12 protein-coding genes are annotated in these 15613 nt (G+C 73.5%); 8 read left to right on the top strand and 4 right to left on the bottom strand.

The features are described from left to right. Position 1: 1 nt before the first annotated feature. Entirely contained in the window at positions 2–1024 is a 1023-nt protein-coding gene (locus LE181_RS14215) for an adenosine deaminase (protein ID WP_225661623.1), read from the bottom strand. A gap of 118 nt (positions 1025–1142) precedes the next feature. Here LE181_RS14215 and LE181_RS14210 point away from each other — a divergent pair, with 118 nt between their 5' ends. Next, positions 1143–1952, top strand: a complete 810-nt coding sequence (locus LE181_RS14210) for a DUF4190 domain-containing protein (protein ID WP_225661622.1) — start codon at positions 1143–1145, stop codon at positions 1950–1952. Here the strand turns inward: LE181_RS14210 and ybiA are convergent. Next, positions 1895–2524 (bottom strand): riboflavin biosynthesis intermediates N-glycosidase, encoded by a 630-nt coding sequence (ybiA, locus tag LE181_RS14205; RefSeq protein ID WP_225661664.1) that lies wholly within the window; start codon positions 2522–2524, stop codon positions 1895–1897. The genes LE181_RS14210 and ybiA overlap by 58 nt on opposite strands. Before the next feature lie 345 nt (positions 2525–2869). On the opposite strand from ybiA, the gene LE181_RS14200 reads away from it, so the two are divergent. From LE181_RS14200 to LE181_RS14185, 4 genes are read left to right on the top strand one after another with little or no spacing between them, the layout of a single operon-like run. Further along, positions 2870–4027 carry an ABC transporter ATP-binding protein gene (locus LE181_RS14200; protein ID WP_225661621.1) on the top strand — a complete coding sequence of 386 codons (1158 nt, stop codon included), beginning with the start codon at positions 2870–2872 and terminating at the stop codon, positions 4025–4027. Continuing rightward, positions 4024–4941 carry an ABC transporter permease gene (locus LE181_RS14195; RefSeq protein ID WP_225661620.1) on the top strand — a complete coding sequence of 306 codons (918 nt, stop codon included), beginning with the start codon at positions 4024–4026 and terminating at the stop codon, positions 4939–4941. The genes LE181_RS14200 and LE181_RS14195 overlap by 4 nt, the downstream gene beginning before the upstream one ends. Continuing rightward, a complete protein-coding gene (locus tag LE181_RS14190; RefSeq protein WP_225661619.1) occupies positions 4941–5747 on the top strand; it encodes an ABC transporter permease in 807 nt (268 codons plus the stop codon). Before LE181_RS14195 ends, LE181_RS14190 begins: the two co-directional genes overlap by 1 nt. 5 nt (positions 5748–5752) lie before the next feature. Next, positions 5753–7165 (top strand): NAD(P)/FAD-dependent oxidoreductase, encoded by a 1413-nt coding sequence (locus LE181_RS14185; RefSeq protein ID WP_225661618.1) that lies wholly within the window; start codon positions 5753–5755, stop codon positions 7163–7165. Here the strand turns inward: LE181_RS14185 and LE181_RS14180 are convergent. Both LE181_RS14180 and gabT read right to left on the bottom strand, forming a co-directional pair. After that, the gene (locus LE181_RS14180; RefSeq protein WP_308103130.1) at positions 7125–7697 is read right to left on the bottom strand and encodes a phosphatase PAP2 family protein; all 573 of its coding nucleotides are present in this window, start codon (positions 7695–7697) and stop codon (positions 7125–7127) included. The two genes, LE181_RS14185 and LE181_RS14180, sit on opposite strands and share 41 nt — an antisense overlap. 357 nt (positions 7698–8054) lie before the next feature. Continuing rightward, entirely contained in the window at positions 8055–9389 is a 1335-nt protein-coding gene (gabT, locus tag LE181_RS14175) for a 4-aminobutyrate--2-oxoglutarate transaminase (protein WP_225661616.1), read from the bottom strand. Positions 9390–9629: 240 nt separating this feature from the next. Here gabT and LE181_RS14170 point away from each other — a divergent pair, with 240 nt between their 5' ends. The 3 genes from LE181_RS14170 (at position 9630) to LE181_RS14160 (ending at position 15573) form a co-directional block, all read left to right on the top strand. Continuing rightward, a complete protein-coding gene (locus LE181_RS14170; protein ID WP_225661615.1) occupies positions 9630–11993 on the top strand; it encodes an ATP/GTP-binding protein in 2364 nt (787 codons plus the stop codon). A 148-nt stretch (positions 11994–12141) separates the two neighbouring features. Further along, the gene (locus tag LE181_RS14165; RefSeq protein WP_225661614.1) at positions 12142–13740 is read left to right on the top strand and encodes a PucR family transcriptional regulator; all 1599 of its coding nucleotides are present in this window, start codon (positions 12142–12144) and stop codon (positions 13738–13740) included. Between the two features lie 387 nt (positions 13741–14127). Continuing rightward, positions 14128–15573 (top strand): aldehyde dehydrogenase family protein, encoded by a 1446-nt coding sequence (locus LE181_RS14160; protein WP_225661613.1) that lies wholly within the window; start codon positions 14128–14130, stop codon positions 15571–15573. Positions 15574–15613 lie beyond the last annotated feature (40 nt).

The raw sequence follows: 15613 nt of genomic DNA, 5'->3' as shown, positions 1-15613 counted from the left end.
GTCAACCCCGCCAGGTCGCCGTGTAGGTGTCGATCTCCGTGCGCAGCCGCGCCTTGGCCGACTCGTCCATGAACGACACGTCCACGGCGTTCTTGGCGAGCGCCGCGATGCCCTTCGGGTCGAGGTCCAGGAGGCGGGCGGCGACCGCGTACTCGGTGTTGAGGTCGGTGCCGAACATGGGCGGGTCGTCGCTGTTGACGGTCACCAGCACCCCGGCGGAGACCATCTCCTTGATCGGGTGCAGGTCCAGGTCGGTCACGGCGCGCGTGGCGAGGTTGGAGGTCGGGCAGACCTCCAGCGGAATGCGGTGCTCGGCCAGGTGGGCCAGCAGGCGCGGGTCCTGGGTGGCGCTGGTGCCGTGGCCGATGCGCTCGGCGCGCAGCTCGGTCAGGGCGTCCCAGATGGTCTGCGGGCCGGTGGTCTCCCCGGCGTGCGGCACGCTGTGCAGCCCGGCGGCGATGGCCCGGTCGAAGAATGGCTTGAACTGACCGCGGGGCACCCCGATCTCGGGGCCGCCCAGACCGAAGGAGACCAGTCCCTCCGGCTTGAGGTCGCAGGCGATCCGCGCCGTCTCCTCGGCGGCCGCCAGCCCCGCCTCGCCCGGGATGTCGAAGCACCAGCGCAGGACGACGCCCAGCTCCGACTCCGCGGCCTTGCGGGCGTCCTCGATGGCCTCCACGAAGGCGGCGTCCGGGATGCCGCGCCGGGTGGAGCTGTAGGGGGTGACGGTCAGCTCGGCGTAGCGGATGTTCTGCCGGGCCATGTCGCGGGCGACCTCGTAGGTCAGCAGGCGCACGTCCTCGGCGTCGCGGATCAGGTCGACCACCGAGAGGTAGACCTCGATGAAGTGGGCGAAGTCCCGGAAGGTGAAGAAGTCGGCGAGTGCCTCGTGGTCGGTGGGCACCGGCCCGTCGGGGTGGCGCGCGGCGAGCTCGGCGACGATGCGCGGGGACGCGGACCCCACGTGGTGCACGTGCAGCTCCGCCTTCGGGAGCCCTGCGATGAACGAGTCGAGTGCGGGCATGCGTGCCTCCATGGCTGCTCGTGGTGCTCGGTCAACGGCGTGCCGATCATCGTATGCGCGGTGGGAGTCGGGGCCGTGCTCAGGCCGTAGCATGACGGGGTAACGACTGGGGAGGGTCATGTCCGACAAGGACGACACGCAGCCGGAGCCGCAGCACAGCGATCCCTGGGCTCCGCCTGCGCCGGAGCGGCGCGTGCCGCTCGACAAGCCCGGCACCGCAGCGGCGCCGGTCATGCCGCAACAGGCACAGCCTGCCCCGCTCGCACCGCCCTTCCCCGGGCCCACCGTGGGCGTACCCGCCCAGCCCGGACCCGGCGCACCGCAGCCCGGCGCCGTCCCGCCCGTGCCGCTCGCGCCGACCGGCCCGGGCACGCCCAGCGCGTACGCCGGCGCTCCCTACGGCTACGGGCAGCCCGGCCCGTACCCGCAGCAGGCCCCGGCGCCCTACGGCGCCGGCCCCGCGCCGTACGGTCAGGACCCCTACGCCCAGGGCCCCTACGGGCAGACCGGCTACGGGACGGGCGCCTACGGCTACCCGGCCGCGGCCTACGGGCAGGGCTGGCCGGCGCCGGTCCCCGCGCCCAACAACAGCCTCGGGGTGACCGCCCTGGTGCTCGGCATCGTGGGCACCGTGCTGTCGCCCACCGTCGTCTTCGGCGTCATCCTCGGGGTGCTGGCGATCGTCTTCGGCGCGATGGGCCGCACCAAGGCGGGCACGGGCGAGGCGACCAACGGCGGACAGGCCCTGGCGGGGCTGATCCTGGGCGGTGTGGCACTCCTCGCCACGGCCCTGATGCTCGTCTTCCTCATCACCGTGGACGACGATGACAGCAACCTGGACGACGACCCCGACGAGGCCGTCTACGGCGCCTATATGAGCGCGCCGCCCGGACCGGGCCCGCTGCTCCCGGCGGCCGCCAGGCGCTGACGCGCCTCCATCAGCGCGAAGCCCAGCAGGTTCAGCCCGCGCCAGCAGGCCGGGTCCTGCGCGCGCTCGTCGTCGGCGGCCAGGCCGATGCCCCACACCCGGTCCAGCGGGCTGGCCTCCACCAGGACGCGCGTGCCCGTGCCGAGCAGGTAGGCGCCCAGCTCCGGGTGCTGACCGAACTTGTGGACGCTGCCCTCGACGACCAGCTCGAAGCGGTGCCGGCGCCACTCCTCCTCGTCGAAGCCGCGCACCGAACGGCCCGCGTCCTTCGCCTGCTTGGGGTGGCCGGCCGCGAGCGCCCGGGCCTCGGCCTCGGCATCGCCGAAGAGCCGTGCCTTGCCGGCCATCATCCAGTGCTCGGCCGTGGCGTAGACCGTGCCGTCCACCGTGAAGGGCGAGGGCCACCACTGGCTGAAGCAGCCGGCTCCCACGCTGCCGTCGCGGCGCGGGCGGTGGCCCCAGAAGTACACGTACTTCGCCCGCTCGCCGCGGGCGGCGGCCGCCGCCAGCTCCGCCACCGTCCGCGGACCGTCCGCGGTGATCCGCTCTGCACGGATCCGCTCTGTGTCCATGGCGTCCGTCCCCCGTTCCGTCATGCCGTCATTCTGGCAGCGGCCTCTGACAGCGGGCCGACGGCCCGGCCGGGTGCCGGCCGGGTGCTCCGCACAGAATCCGTCGCCCAGTCAAAACATGGCGACGGAATCCCTTGTTGAGAGCGGATCACTCTGCCAGGATCAGCAATCATTCCGGGTCGGAGCGCTGCGGTGCCCCACTCGGTTCCAGGACGGCAGTAGATTCCGATATTCGAGACAAACAACCGCTCTTCGGATTCGTGGCCCCGGCCCGAATCGGCCCACACGCCGCTGTATGTCACTGTTATCTGCTCTCATCTCTCCCGACCCCCTGGACCCAGACCCATGACGGCAACCGCCACCACCGGCACCGACGTCCGCCTGACCGGTATCAGCAAGACCTACGGCGGCTTCACCGCCGTGCACCCCCTCGACCTGTCGGTGCCCGCGGGCTCGTTCTTCGCCCTGCTCGGCGCCTCCGGCTGTGGCAAGACCACCACCCTGCGCATGATCGCCGGCCTGGAGGACCCCACCACCGGCACGGTCGAGCTCGCCGGCAAGGACGTCAGCGGTCTCCCCCCGTACAAGCGGCCCGTCAACACCGTCTTCCAGAACTACGCGCTCTTCCCCCACCTGGACATCCACGAGAACGTCGCCTTCGGCCTGCGCCGCCGCGGCATCAAGTCCGTCAAGAAGCAGGTCGACGAGATGCTCGACCTCGTCCAGCTCGGCGACCTCGCCCGCCGCAAGCCCCAGCAGCTCTCCGGTGGCCAGCAGCAGCGCGTCGCCGTCGCCCGCGCGCTCATCAACCACCCGCAGGTGCTCCTCCTCGACGAGCCGCTCGGCGCCCTCGACCTCAAGCTGCGCCGCCAGATGCAGCTGGAGCTCAAGCGCATCCAGACCGAGGTCGGCATCACCTTCATCCACGTCACCCACGACCAGGAGGAGGCCATGACCATGGCCGACACGGTCGCGGTGATGAACGCGGGCCGCGTCGAGCAGCTCGGCGCCCCCGCCGACCTCTACGAGACCCCCCGCACCACCTTCGTCGCCAACTTCCTCGGCACCTCCAACCTCATCACCGCCGACGTCCTCGGCACCGCGGGCGACGACATCCTTCTGCGGGCCGGTGATACCAAACTCACCCTTCCGGCGACACGATGTACAGCCACCGCCCGCACGGGCGAGAAGCTCCTGGTCGGCATACGGCCCGAGAAGATCACGCTGACGCACGCCGACGACGCCGGCACCGTCGCCGACGGCCGCAACCGCGTCCGCGGCCGCATCGCCCAGTCCAGCTTCACCGGCGTCAGCACCCAGTACCTCGTCGACGGCCCCGCCGGTACCGGCCTGTGCGTCTACGAGCAGAACATCGAGCGCGACTCCCGCCTCGTCCCCGGCGCCGAGGTCGTCCTGCACTGGAACCCCGGCCACAGCTTCGGCCTGGACGCCGCGCAGAACGTCGAGGCGGGCACGGACGTGGAAGCGGAGGGTGCGGGATGATCGACACCGACCTCCCCCCGGTGGCCCCCGCCGCCACCCCCGAGGCCGCCCGGCGCACCCGGCGCGTGCCCTACTGGCTCCTGCTCCCCGGCATCCTCTGGCTGCTCGTCTTCTTCGTCGCGCCGCTGGTCTACCAGGCGTCGACCTCCGTGCAGACCGGCTCCCTCGAAGAGGGCTTCGAGGTCACCTGGCACTTCGCCACCTACGCGGACGCGCTGAGCGAGTACTACCCGCAGTTCCTGCGCTCCGTCGGCTACGCCGCCACCGCCACCGCGCTCTGCCTCCTCCTCGGCTACCCGCTGGCCTACCTCATCGCCTTCCGGGCCGGCCGCTGGCGCAACCTCCTGATGGTCCTGGTCATCGCGCCGTTCTTCACCAGCTTCCTGATCCGCACCCTCGCCTGGAAGACGATCCTCTCCGACGGCGGCCCCGTCGTCTCCACCCTCGACGCCCTGCACGTCCTCTCCCTCACCGACGCGCTCGGCGTCACCGAGGGCCACCGCGTGCTCGCCACCCCGCTCGCCGTCGTCTGCGGTCTGACCTACAACTTCCTGCCCTTCATGATCCTTCCGCTGTACACCTCGCTCGAACGCATCGACGGCCGCCTCCACGAAGCCGCCCACGACCTGTACGCCCGGCCCGTCACCACCTTCCGCAAGGTGACCCTGCCGCTGTCCATGCCCGGCGTCGTCGCCGGCACGCTGCTGACGTTCATCCCCGCGACGGGCGACTACATCAACGCCGAGCTGCTCGGCTCCACCGACCAGAAGATGATCGGCAACGTCATCCAGTCGCAGTTCCTGCGCGTCCTGGACTACCCGACCGCCGCGGCCCTGTCGTTCCTGCTGATGGCCGCCATCCTCGCCATGGTCACCGTCTACCTCCGCAAGTCCGGGACGGAGGACGTCGTCTGATGGCTCCGCACTCCCGCGTCGCGCGCGCCCTGCGCCGCAACCTCGTGGTGATCGCAGGACTGGGCACCCTCGCCTACCTGCTGCTGCCCAACGTCATCGTGACGGTGTTCTCGTTCAACAAGCCCAACGGCCGCTTCAACTACGCCTGGCAGCGCTTCTCCACCGACGCCTGGACCGACCCCTGCGGCGTCGCCGACCTGTGCGGCTCGCTCTCGCTCAGCCTGTGGATCGCGCTCTGGGCGACCGTCGGCGCCACCGTCCTCGGCACGCTGATCGCCTTCGCGCTCGCCCGCCACCGCTTCCGCGGCCGCTCGTCGGTCAACAGCCTGATCTTCCTGCCGATGGCGATGCCCGAGGTCGTCATGGCCGCCTCGCTGGCCACCCTCTTCCTCAACACGGGCGTCAGCTTCGGCTTCTGGACCGTCCTCATCGCCCACATCACGTTCTGCCTGAGCTTCGTGGTCACCGCCGTCAAGGCCCGCGTGATGAGCATGGACCCCCGCCTCGAACAGGCCGCTCAGGACCTCTACGCCACCCCGCTGCAGACCTTCCTGAAGGTCACCCTGCCCATCGCCGCCCCCGGCATCGCGGCAGGCGCCCTGCTCTCCTTCGCGCTCTCCTTCGACGACTTCATCATCACCAACTTCAACTCCGGTTCGACCGTGACCTTCCCCATGTACGTCTGGGGATCCGCACAAAGAGGCACACCCGTTCAGATCAATGTCATCGGAACGGCGATGTTCGCCATCGCCGTGCTGTGCGTCCTCGTCGCTCAACTGGCCGGGAGACGCCGCAAAAGGAGCTGAGACCCATGGCCACCGGCGCCATGAACCCCGTGAAAGCCCTGTCCGACGCCACCCTGCGCCCCTACTGGCTCGACGACCCCTCCCGGCCGGAGGCGCTGCCCGCCCTCGTCGGCGACGAGTACTGCGACCTGCTCGTCGTCGGCGGCGGCTACACCGGCCTGTGGACCGCCCTGAACGCCAAGGAGCGCGACCCCGGCCGGGACGTCGTCCTCATCGAGGGCCAGGAGAGCGGCTGGGCCGCCTCCGGCCGCAACGGCGGCTTCTGCGCCGCCTCCCTCACCCACGGCTGGGCCAACGGCCGTGCACGCTGGCCGGCCGAGCTCACCGCCCTGGAGGAGCTCGGCCACCGCAACCTCGACGGCCTGGAGGCCGCCCTCGCCCGCCACGGCATCGACTGCGACTTCGAGCGCACCGGCGAGATCGACGTGGCCACCGCACCCCACCAGGTCCACGAGCTGAAGGAGGCCGCCGAGGAGGCGGAGACCCTCGGCGTCCGCGGCCACGTCTTCCTCGACCGCGACGCCGTACGCGCCGAGGTCGACTCCCCGACCTTCCTCGCCGGCCTCTGGAACCGCCGCGGCGTGGCCATGCTGCACCCCGCCCGGCTCGCCTGGGGCCTCAAGCGTGCCTGCCTGGCCCTGAGCGTGCGCATCTACGAGCACACGCCCGGCACCGGACTGTCCTCCCGCAGCGCCGGAGTGGCCGTCCGCACCCCCTACGGCCGTGTCTTCGCCCGCCACGCCGCGCTCGGCACCAACGCCTTCCCCTCGCTCGTCAAGCGCCTGCGCCCCTACATAGCCCCCGTCTACGACTACGCCCTGATGACCGAGCCCCTGACGCCGGAGCAGCTCGCCTCCGTCGGCTGGCGGCGGCGGCAGGGGCTGAGCGACAGCGCCAACCACTTCCACTACTTCCGGCTCACCGCCGACCGGCGCATCCTGTGGGGCGGCTACGACATCGTCTACCGCTACGGCGGCGGCGTACGGGCCGAGTACGACCACCACCCCGCCACCTACCGGCGCCTGGCCGGGCACTTCTTCCGCTGCTTCCCCCAGCTGGAGGGCGTGCGCTTCTCCCACACCTGGGGCGGCGCCATCGACACCTGCTCCCGCTTCTCCGCCTTCTTCGGCACCGCCCACCGCGGCCGCGTCGCCTACGCCCTGGGCTTCACCGGGCTCGGCGTCGGAGCGACCCGCTTCGGCGCGGACGTCATGCTCGACCTGCTGAGCGGCGAGCGCACCGAGCGCACGGAGCTGGAGATGGTCCGCAGCAAACCGTTGCCGTTCCCGCCCGAACCGGTGCGGTCGGTGGGCATCGGCATCACCCAGTGGGCCATGACCCGCGCGGACGCCAACGGTGGCCGCCGCAACCTCTGGCTCAAGGCGATGGACAAGGCCGGCCTGGGATTCGACAGCTGAGCCCCCACAGCACCGCGGCCGACAGGCACCACGCGCCGGCCACGTCCAGCGGCCAGTGGTAGCCGCGCAGCACCAGCCCCAGCGCCACGCCCGCGTTGAGCAGGACGCAGCCGACGGCCCACGGCCACCTGCGGCGGCGCAGGAGCAGCAGTGCGGCGCCCCCGTACGCCACGGCCGCCGTCGCGGCGTGACCGGAGGGGAAGAACCCGGGGTCGCCGCCCATGGCCGGCGGCCCCGGCCGGGCGATCCACGCCTTGAGCGGAACGATCAGCGCCGGCACCGCGGCCATCGCCAGGGCGGCGGCCAGCGGCGGCAGCCGGCGACGCGTCCCGGGGGAGCGCAGGCCCGTCCAGAGCGCGGCCGCCGCCAGCACGGGCACGGCCACGACGGTGTTGCCCAGATCGGCGAGGAATTCGGCGACGGAGACGGGGACGGCGCCGGAGCGGGCGGCCGCCCGGCCGGCGCGCTCGTCGAGGACGCGCAGCGGCCCGTGCGCGGCGACCTGCCAGGTGACGACGGCGAACAGCAGCACGGCGAGCACCGGGACGGCGAGGCGGCGGAGGCGGACATACGGCGGCCCCGGAACAGGGGGGGTGGTTCCGGGGCCGCCGTGCCGGCCGGTGAACCGCGCGCCCCGGGGGGTCTGGGGCGAGCGGCCGTCCGATCGGTGAGGATGTCCGGAGCCGGAGGCTCCAGGGGTGTGCGCGAAGGCACGGCCGGGTCGGCACTGGGGAAGCACCGGCACGGCATCGTCCGCAGTCCCCTGCGGACGGGGTGTTGCGTTCATCTGCAGAAACCGTACGGCAGGTAAGCCGGGTCCGATAGTCGGATCACCCGTCCACCACCCCCTCCGCACAGGTTCTTCACTCCCTTACGCGCGGGCGAACGCCTACAGACGGGCGAACGCCGCCTCGATGATGTCGAGGCCCTCGTTCAGCAGGTCCTCGCCGATGACCAGCGGCGGCAGGAAGCGCAGGACGTTGCCGTACGTGCCACAGGTCAGCACGATCAGGCCCTCCGCGTGGCACGCCTTGGCGAGCGCGCCGGCGGCCTCCGCGTTGGGCTCCTTCGTCGCCGGGTCCTTCACCAGCTCGATGGCGATCATGGCGCCGCGGCCGCGGATGTCACCGATGATCCCGAACTTCTCCTGCATGGCGGCGAGGCGGCCCTTCATGACCTCCTCGATGCGCTTGGCCTTGGCGTTGAGGTCCAGCTCGCGCATGGTCTCGATGGCGCCCAGCGCACCGGCGCAGGCCACCGGGTTACCGCCGTAGGTGCCGCCGAGGCCGCCCGCGTGCGCCGAGTCCATGATCTCCGCGCGGCCGGTGACGGCGGCGAGCGGCAGACCGCCGGCGATGCCCTTGGCGGTGGTGATCAGGTCCGGGACGATGCCCTCGTCCTCACAGGCGAACCACTGACCGGTGCGGCAGAAGCCGGACTGGATCTCGTCCGCGACGAAGACGATGCCGTTGTCGTTGGCGAACTTCACGATCGCCGGGAGGAAGCCCTTGGCCGGCTCGATGAAGCCGCCCTCGCCCAGCACCGGCTCGATGATGATCGCGGCGACGTTCTCGGCGCCGACCTGCTTGGTGATCTGGTCGATGGCCTGGGCGGCGGCCTCGGGGCCGCAGTTCTCGGCACCGGTCGGCCAGCGGTAGCCGTAGGCCACCGGCACGCGGTAGACCTCGGGCGCGAACGGGCCGAAGCCGTGCTTGTACGGCATGTTCTTGGCGGTGAGCGCCATCGTCAGGTTGGTGCGGCCGTGGTAGCCGTGGTCGAAGACGACGACCGCCTGGCGCTTGGTGTAGGCGCGGGCGATCTTGACGGCGTTCTCGACGGCCTCGGCGCCCGAGTTGAACAGCGCGGACTTCTTGGCGTGGTCGCCCGGCGTCAGCTCGGCGAGCTGCTCACAGACCTCCACGTAGCCCTCGTAGGGGGTCACCATGAAACAGGTGTGGGTGAAGTCGGCGAGCTGCGCGGAGGCGCGGCGCACGACGGCCTCGGCGCTGGCGCCGACCGAGGTCACGGCGATGCCCGAGCCGAAGTCGATCAGGGAGTTGCCGTCGACGTCCTGGATGATGCCGCCGCCCGCGCGCGTGGTGAAGACGGGCAGCACGGAGCCCACGCCACCGGCCACCGTGGCGGTACGGCGGGCCTGCAGCTCCAGCGACTTCGGGCCGGGGATGGCGGTGACGACGCGGCGCTCCTGCGGAATCGCGCTCATGGGGGCTCCTGGGGGTGAATCGGACACATCCGGGGTCTTTCCCCGCAGGCTAGGTGCGGGGGCGCGGGTCGGGCATGCGCCGTTCGGTAGTGGTCCGCACGTGTCGTTGTCCGTCGCGGACATGGCGGGTGCCCGGCCCCGGTCCGCCCCGAAACGCTGGAACTGTCGGTGCCGGGCACTAGATTGAGCTCCGGCACCGCCCGGATGCGGGCATGGCTGGTCAGGGGGGTCGAGGGGCCGATGGACACCGAAGACACGTACGACGCGCGCGGCACCCGCGCCCATGCGGTGCCGCGCCCGGCCGCGCCGCCCCCGCCACCGGCCGCCCCACCCCGTCCCGCGCACGCCCCGGCCGCCCCCCGGCCGGCGATCGTGCAGTGGCTGAACGCACCGCGACGTCCCGCCCCGCCCGGCGTCTTCCGGCACGGCCACGTACCGCCGCCCACGATCCGCCCCGACCGGGTACCGGACCGCGCGCTGGTGTCCGGAGCGCTGATCTCCCTGCTGTCCGGCGTGCTCCTGTGGACCCTGCTGTGGAACGGCTACATCCCCTACTGGCGCGTCCCCATGAAGCTGGTCACCCCGCCCGAGTGGTGGCGCGCCGGCGTCATGGGCGGCCCGGCGACGATGGACGCGGTTGAGGCCACCATCGTCTACCGCGCCGTCATCGCCGGCCTGCTGATCTACGGCTTCGGCCGCCTGGGCAACTGGCCCGAGCTGCTCCGGCGCTTCGTCAGCAGCCGCCCCCAGCCCTCCCGCGCCGCGGCCGCGGCGCTCCTCGCGGGCCTCATCCAGCTGCTGACCTGGAAGGGCACGCTGCCCGTCATCGAGCCGGTCTTCGTCCTCACGCCCGAGTCCTGGCTGCAGGGCGGCGGCGACCACTACCGCGCCGCCGTGGTCGTCTACGGCCTCTACACCCTCATCGTCGCCGCCCTCCTGTGGCCCTTCGCACGGCTGGGCGACTGGCCGGGCCTCCTGCGCACCCTCCGCCGCGGCCAGCCCCGGCCCGCCGCGCCGCCGCCAGGCCCCGCCGCCCCCGGCCGGGCGGACTGGCCGGAGCTGCGGGAGGCGGGCCGGCCGGAGGCCGCCGAGCGGCTCGCCGCGGAGCTCGCCGCCGGCCGCATGAACGACGTCGACTGCGTCCGGGTCCGCCATGCCTGGACGGCCGCGCGCACGGACCACGCCCGGCTCGCCTCGTTCACCGACACCGTCCTGCGCCACGGCGCGGCCTCCTGGGCCCACCCCTCCGGCGAGCGCGACCTGCCCTCCCGCACGGCCACCCACGACCTGCTCACGGGCCAGGTCCGCATCGGCCGCAGCGCGGACCACGCCCGCAACCCCTACGAGCGCCGCGGCTCCGGCGTCGCCCTGGACCCCGCCGTCCTCGGCACGTCACTGCTCGCGGTCGGGCCGCCCGGCGCGGGCAAGACCCACCGCCTCATCAGGCCCGTCACCGAGTCCCTCGCCCTGCAGGCCCTCGCCCGCCGGTGCAGCGTCGTCGCCGTCTGCGCCGCCGGCACGCCCCTCGGCCCCGACGACGCCTACGACGTCGTGGTCAAGCCCGGCGACGGCACGTCCCTGCACGACCTCGACCTCTACGGCGGGGCCACCGACCCCGACGAGGCCGCCGCCTTCCTCGCGGAGGGCCTCGTCGGAGACCTCCCCGGCGTCGACACCCGCCGGGCCGCCACCGCCCTGGCCCAGCTGCTGGGCCCCCACCACGCCGCCCACGGCCGCTTCCCGGCCGTCCCCGAGCTCTACGAGCTCCTCAGCGGCACCCCGTCCGTCCTGGCCGGTCTGCGCCGCAAGCTCGACGAGGACGGGCACCCCGCGATGCTGCGCGAGCTGGAGGCCCGGCTGAGGCAGAGCGGCTCCGCCTCCGACCCCTGCCCCGCACTCGCCGACCGCGTGGCCCTGCTCGACCGGCCGGCCTTCGCCGACTTCTTCGCCGTCGGCCCCACCGCCCGGCCCTTCTCCCTGCGCTCCGTGCAGCACCACCCGCTGCGCGTCCGCATCGATCTGCCCGAGCGCGCCCACACGGAGGCGTCCCGGCTGCTCGCCCGGCTGATCCTCGCCCAGTTCACGGCCATGGCCACGGCCCGCGCCGACCGCTCGCTCTTCACCTGCCTGGTCCTCGACGACGCCACCGGCACCCTCACCGCCGGCACCGTCCGCGGCGTCCAGCGCCTGCGCTCGGCCAACGCCGGAGCGGTGCTCGCCCTGCGCACCGTCGACGACGTGCCCGAGGGCCTGCACATCGCCCTGCTCGGCGCGGCCGGCTGCCACATGGCCTTCTCGGGGGTGACGACCTGGGACGGCCGGCGGTTCGCGGAGGCGTGGGGCACCGAATGGGTCGAGACCAGAGAGGTCGCCCACCACGCCGTCTTCGCCGACCAGCCGCTCACCCGGGCCGTGCACGCCCTGCGCCGGCTCGTCACCGGCCAGGCGGTCACCCGGGACGCGGTGACCGTACGGAAGGTGGAGCGGGAGCGCTGGTCGGCCTCGGAGCTGGCGCGCGAGGTGCCCGCGGACCACGCCGTGCTGTCCCTGACGACGGTCGGCGGGGAACACGTGCCTCCGCTGCTGGTGGACCTGCGCGGCTGAAGGGCGGGGGCAACCTGCCGACCTGGCAGAATTGAGGAGAGCCGTTCATACGGGACGGCGTAATCCCTCTCCGGGCTCTCCGTGTTCCTCCCGGACCGCCCCCCGTTCCGCCGTTTCCCGTGTTCCGCCCCGCCGAAAGTTCGCGCCCATGCCGCCCACCCTCGCCTCGCTCGTCCAGCACTCGGCGCTCAAGCTCACCGTGCTCGCGGGCGAGGACCGGCTGGACACCCCCGTCCGCTGGGCGCACGTCAGCGAGCTGGCCGACCCGGTGCCCTGGATGGACGGCGGGGAACTGCTGCTCATCACGGCCATGAAGATCGACGCCGAGGACCGGGAGGCGATGCACCGCTACGTTCGGCGCCTGGTCCGCGCCGGTGTGGTGGGGCTCGGCTTCGCCGTCGGCGTCAACTACGAGCACGTGCCGGACGCCCTGGTCGAGGCGGCCCGCGAGGAGGGGCTGCCGCTCCTGGAGGTGCCGCGCCGCACCCCCTTCCTGGCCATCACCAAGGCGGTCTCCGCGGCCATCGCCGCCGACCAGTACCGGGCGGTGACCGCCGGCTTCGAGGCCCAGCGCGAACTGACCCGCGCCGCCCTCGCCCCCGAGGGGCCGGCCGCCCTGATCGCCCGGCTCGCCGCCCACCTCGGCGGATGGGCCGCGCTGTACGACGCCTCGGGCGCCGTCGTCGCCGCCGCACCCGACTGGGCGGCCCGGCGCGCGGCCCGGCTGGGCGCCGACGTCGAACGGCTGCGCGAGCGGCCCGCCCCCGCCACCGCCGTCGTCGGCTCCGACGACGCCGAGGAGGGCGGCGACCGCGTCGAACTGCAGTCCCTCGGCTCCGGCCGCCGCACCCGCGGCGTCCTCGCCGTCGGCACGGACGCCCCCCTCGGCACCGCCGAGCGCTACGCCGTGCACTCCGCCATCGCCCTGCTCACCCTCACCACCGAGCGCTCGCGCGCCCTGCAGGACGCCGAGCAGCGGCTGGGCGCCGCGGTGCTGCGCATGCTGCTGGCCGGCGAGCCGGAGAACGCCCGGGCGGTGGCGGGCGAGCTGTACGGCGGGCTGCTGGACGCGCCGTTCCGGATCGTGGTGGCCGAGACGGCCGAGGGCCAGGCCGACGCCGATGCCGTCCTCGCGGCGCTGGCCGACGCGGTCGACACCGCGGCGAGCCGGGCGGCGGAGCCGGTGCTGGCCGTTCCCGAGGGCCACCGCATCGTCGTCCTCGCGCCGGACGGCGGCGCCGTGGTCGCCGCCTGCATCGCCCACGCGCGCGCCGCCGAGGCCCGCCGGACCGGGTCCGCCGAGGCCGCCCCCGCCACCGAGGCGAGCCTCGGCGTCTCCGCCCCCGCCGCCCCGGCCGCCGCCGGGACGGCCTTCCGCCAGGCCGAGCAGGCCCTGTCGGTGGCCCGCCGCCGTGGCAGGGTGCTGGTCGAGCACGAGGAGGTCTCCGCCGGTTCGGTCCTGCCGCTGCTGGCCGACGACGCCGTGCGGGCCTTCGCGGACGGCATGCTGCGGGCGCTGTACGAGCACGACGCCAAGGGCCGCGGCGACCTGGTCGCCTCCCTGCGGGCCTGGCTCGCCCGGCACGGACAGTGGGACGCGGCCGCCGCGGACCTCGGCGTGCACCGGCACACGCTGCGGTACCGGATGCGGCGCGTCGAGGAGATCCTGGGCCGCTCGCTGGACGACCCCGACGCACGGATGGAGCTGTGGCTGGCGCTGAAGGCGACGGCGGGGCCGTCGGAGTAGTCCGGATGGCGGATGGCGGATGTGCGGGCTGCGCCGGTTCGGCACCGCCGGGGCGCCGGTCGGCGCGGGGGAGGGTCCCCAGTCCCTCCCTTCCCCCGTTCCCCGGGGCTGCCGCCCCGGAGCCCCGCGGGCGGGCGGCCGCGGTGGCCCTCGCCCCCGGGGTCCGGGGCAGAGCCCCGGTTCCGGGAAGGGGTGTACGGGGAACACCTGCCGCCGCGACGGCGCGCGACCCCCGGGACGTCCGGCGGTGCCGGACCGGACGCACACCACCCCTTCCAATGCGGCGCACCCACCCCCCACCGTGCTCCATGACGGACAAACGACCCCGGCCCGCCGCAGCCCTACGGTGAGGGAGCCCATTTCGTCTGTACCCCCCGGAGGGAATCCGTGACTGCTCCCCACGCGTTCTGGCTGGCCGGCCGCGAGGCCACCGGCGAGGAGACCTTCGACGTCACGAATTCCTGGGACGGTCGTCTCGTCGGCACCGTGAGCGTGCCCACCGAGGCGCAGGTCGAGGAGGCCGTGGCCGCCGCGCACGCCGTGCGCGACGAGTTCGCCGCGACGCCCGCGCACGTGCGCACCGCCGCCCTCGACCACGTGGCCAAGCGGCTCGCCGAGCGCACCGAGGAGATCGCCCAGCTGATCTCCGCCGAGAACGGCAAGCCCATCAAGTGGGCCCGCGGCGAGGTCGGCCGTGCCGTCTCCGTGTTCCGCTGGGCCGCCGAGGAGGCCCGCCGCTTCAACGCCGGCGAGGCCCAGCGCCTGGACACCGACCCGGGCTCCACCGGCCGCCTCGCGCTGACCCGCCGCGTCCCGCGCGGCACGGTCCTGGGCATCGCGCCGTTCAACTTCCCGCTCAACCTGAGCGCGCACAAGGTCGCCCCGGCCATCGCCGTCGGCGCCCCGATCATCCTCAAGCCCGCCCCGGCCACCCCCATCTCGTCCCTCGTCCTCGGCGAGATCCTGGCCGAGACGGACCTGCCGGCCGGCTCGTGGAGCGTGCTGCCCGTTCCCAACGACCGCATGCCCGCCCTCGTGCAGGACGAGCGTCTGCCGGTCATCTCCTTCACCGGCTCCGGCCCGGTCGGCTGGTCGATCCTCGACTCCGCGCCGCGCAAGCACGTCACCCTGGAGCTCGGCGGCAACGGCGCGGCCGTCGTCCTCGCCGACTGGTCCTCCGAGGAGGACCTGGACTGGGCCGCGCAGCGCATCGCGACCTTCTCCAACTACCAGGGCGGCCAGTCCTGCATCTCCGTGCAGCGCGTCATCGCCGACGCCTCGGTCTACGACCGCCTGCTGCCGAAGGTCGTCGCGGCCGTCGAGGCCCAGGTCACCGGTGACCCGTCCGACGCCTCCACCGACGTCGGCCCGCTGGTCAGCGAGGACGCCGCCCAGCGGGTCGAGTCCTGGGTCGACGAGGCCGTCGCGGCCGGCGCGAAGCTGCTCGCCGGCGGCAAGCGCGAGGGCGCGACCTACGCCCCGACCGTCCTGGCCGAGGTCCCGGCCGGCGTGACGATCGCCTGTGAGGAGGTCTTCGGCCCGGTCCTGACCATCACCAAGGCGGAGGGCGAGGACGCGGCGTTCGCGGCCGTCAACGACTCCCCGTACGGCCTGCAGGCCGGCGTCTTCACCCACGACCTGCAGACCGCCTTCCGTGCGCACCGCGCGCTGGAGGTCGGCGGCGTGGTCATCGGCGACGTGCCCTCCTACCGGGCCGACCAGATGCCCTACGGCGGCGCCAAGCAGTCCGGCGTGGGCCGCGAGGGCGTGCGCTACGCCATGGACGACTACACGTACGAGCGCGTCCTGGTCCTGACGGGCCTGAGCCTGTAAGGGCCACACCGCAAGCCGGGCAGTGCGCTCCGGCCCCTCG

Origin of the sequence: Streptomyces sichuanensis (genome assembly GCF_020328095.1) — a bacterium.
GTDB lineage: Bacteria > Actinomycetota > Actinomycetes > Streptomycetales > Streptomycetaceae > Streptomyces > Streptomyces cinnamoneus.
The sequence above is the reverse complement of the archived record's forward strand: the minus strand, read 5'-3'. Positions and strand labels throughout refer to the sequence as shown.

What these genes read in the sequence shown, in the direction of transcription:
- LE181_RS14215 (WP_225661623.1), bottom strand. Translation starts at nt 1,024, where the DNA reads ATGCCCGCACTCGACTCGTTCATCGCAGGGCTCCCGAAGGCGGAGCTG.
- LE181_RS14210 (WP_225661622.1), top strand. Translation starts at nt 1,143, where the DNA reads ATGTCCGACAAGGACGACACGCAGCCGGAGCCGCAGCACAGCGATCCC.
- ybiA (WP_225661664.1), bottom strand. Translation starts at nt 2,524, where the DNA reads ATGGACACAGAGCGGATCCGTGCAGAGCGGATCACCGCGGACGGTCCG.
- LE181_RS14200 (WP_225661621.1), top strand. Translation starts at nt 2,870, where the DNA reads ATGACGGCAACCGCCACCACCGGCACCGACGTCCGCCTGACCGGTATC.
- LE181_RS14195 (WP_225661620.1), top strand. Translation starts at nt 4,024, where the DNA reads ATGATCGACACCGACCTCCCCCCGGTGGCCCCCGCCGCCACCCCCGAG.
- LE181_RS14190 (WP_225661619.1), top strand. Translation starts at nt 4,941, where the DNA reads ATGGCTCCGCACTCCCGCGTCGCGCGCGCCCTGCGCCGCAACCTCGTG.
- LE181_RS14185 (WP_225661618.1), top strand. Translation starts at nt 5,753, where the DNA reads ATGGCCACCGGCGCCATGAACCCCGTGAAAGCCCTGTCCGACGCCACC.
- gabT (WP_225661616.1), bottom strand. Translation starts at nt 9,389, where the DNA reads ATGAGCGCGATTCCGCAGGAGCGCCGCGTCGTCACCGCCATCCCCGGC.
- LE181_RS14170 (WP_225661615.1), top strand. Translation starts at nt 9,630, where the DNA reads ATGGACACCGAAGACACGTACGACGCGCGCGGCACCCGCGCCCATGCG.
- LE181_RS14165 (WP_225661614.1), top strand. Translation starts at nt 12,142, where the DNA reads ATGCCGCCCACCCTCGCCTCGCTCGTCCAGCACTCGGCGCTCAAGCTC.